The 1,908-nt window shown below is 65.2% G+C and carries 1 protein-coding gene and 1 pseudogene; both read left to right on the top strand.

The genetic code is table 11. The annotated features are described in order from the left end of the window. Window positions 1–379: pseudogene (locus tag BJQ90_RS13775) on the top strand (hypothetical protein); the annotation flags it as partial. After that, window positions 369–1,904 carry a putative bifunctional diguanylate cyclase/phosphodiesterase gene (locus BJQ90_RS13770; protein ID WP_226760817.1) on the top strand — a complete coding sequence of 512 codons (1,536 nt, stop codon included), beginning with the start codon at window positions 369–371 and terminating at the stop codon, window positions 1,902–1,904. The pseudogene BJQ90_RS13775 and the gene BJQ90_RS13770, both read left to right, overlap by 11 nt. The last annotated feature ends 4 nt before the right edge of the window (window positions 1,905–1,908 follow it).

Raw genomic sequence — 1,908 nt, 5'->3', positions numbered from 1 at the left:
GATGGCGCCCGCGGCGGGTGAGCCGATCGGCGTCCGCATGCGCGACGGCGGCATCATCGAAGTCGCTCTGCCCGCCAGCGCGGAAATTGAGGGTCCCGAGGCCCGGGTGGCCGGAACCGCAGTCCGGGCCCTGGCCAACGGCCGGCGGATGCCCGTGCTGCTGGTGATCACGGGTGTGGTGGGCCTCAGCCCCGAGGCGCGGCACGTCTACAGCACCTCAATCGCGGCGTCCGCATTCGCCCTCGTGGGTGAAAGCCCCGTCGACCGCGTGATCGCGCACTACCTGTTGCGATCGAGGACCGAAAGCATCCCGGCGCAGTTCTTCATGTCCGAGGCTGAGGCTATCGATTGGTTAGGGCATTACACGAGTGAAGACTGATCCTCCGGACCCCAGGCTGCACGCCCTCGTCGAAGGCATCGTCCGAATTGCGGGCGGTGACCTGACGACCAGGATTCCCCACTCCGGCGCCAGGGACGACGTTGCCGCAGTCATCGCCGGGATCAACCTGATGGCGGACGACCTGCAGACCATCTACCAGGAACTTGAGCAACGCGTCGAAAGCCGGACGGCGATGCTCCGTGAAGCCCAGGTTGAGCTCGAGCGGATGGCGCTGACCGACCCGCTGACCCAGCTTGCCAACAGGACGGCGCTGAACTCGGTCCTGAGCCACGCCCTGGCCGAGACATCCCGGGGCGAATTGCCACCGGCCCTGCTGGTCCTCGATCTCGACTCCTTCAAGGGCATCAACGACACCCTGGGCCACAGCGCCGGCGACGATGTGCTCCGAGTGATCTCGCGGCGGCTGCAAAATGCCGTCCGCGACACAGACACAGTCGCACGCCTCGGCGGCGACGAATTCGCCGTGATGCTGCCGAAATCCAATCTGGTCAGGGCACGGCGGGTCGCCAACAGGATCCTCAAGGCCCTCGGCGAGAGCCTGGAAATCGGGGACCTGCGAATCACCTGCGGCACCAGCATCGGACTGCGGGTGGCGGAACCCGGCCAGTCGGTCGACGATCTGGTGATGGAGGCCGACACAGCGATGTACGCGGCCAAGGCCCAGCCGCACAGCAGCATCAAGGTGTTCGAACCGGCGCTGCTCTATGCCCGCCGGCTCCAGAGCGTGATGATCACCGAACTGCGCGAGGCGATCCGCCAGGACCAGCTCACGCTGCATTATCAGCCGGTAGTGGACCTTGCCACAAAGCGGATCGAGGGCGTTGAAGCGCTGGTGCGCTGGAACCACCCGGAGCGTGGACTCCTGATGCCCGATTCATTCATCCCGCTGGCTGAAGAGACGGGGATGATCGTGGACCTGGGCCACTGGGTCTTGCGGAACGCCGTGCGCCAACTGCGGCACTGGCAGCAGCAGCTGAACGTAGACGGCAGTTTCAATGTCCGCGTCAACATCTCCACGACGGAGTTGCAGAATCTCGACCTGATCGAAAACGTCCGCGACGTCCTCCGCGAAACAGGGGTGGATGCCGCCAACCTCATCATCGAGCTCACGGAGTCCATGGCGATCAACGGTGGGGACGTGGACAAGTATTCGCTGAGCGGGCTGCGGCGCCTGGGTGTGCAGCTTGAAATCGATGACTTTGGCACCGGCTATTCCTCCATCAGCTATCTGCGGAAACTGCCGGTCAACGTGGTCAAGATCGACAAGAGCCTGTTCGACGGGCTCGGCTCGGACGAGGAGCAGAGCAACTTCGTCGCGGCAGTGCTGCACCTCATCCACGCCTGCGGGCTCAAGGCAGTTGCCGAAGGCATCGAGACGGCAGAGCAGGCAGCTGAACTGGTTCGCTTGGGCTGCGCGAGCGGCCAGGGCTACTACTTCGGGCGCCCCGTCCCCGCGGCGCAGATCGAGGCACTGATTGGGCCGGGGGCCCCGGGCCCGGTGTAGCTGG

This window comes from Arthrobacter sp. SO3 (genome assembly GCF_020532825.1).
Lineage (GTDB): Bacteria > Actinomycetota > Actinomycetes > Actinomycetales > Micrococcaceae > Arthrobacter.
The sequence above is the reverse complement of the archived record's forward strand: the minus strand, read 5'-3'. Positions and strand labels throughout refer to the sequence as shown.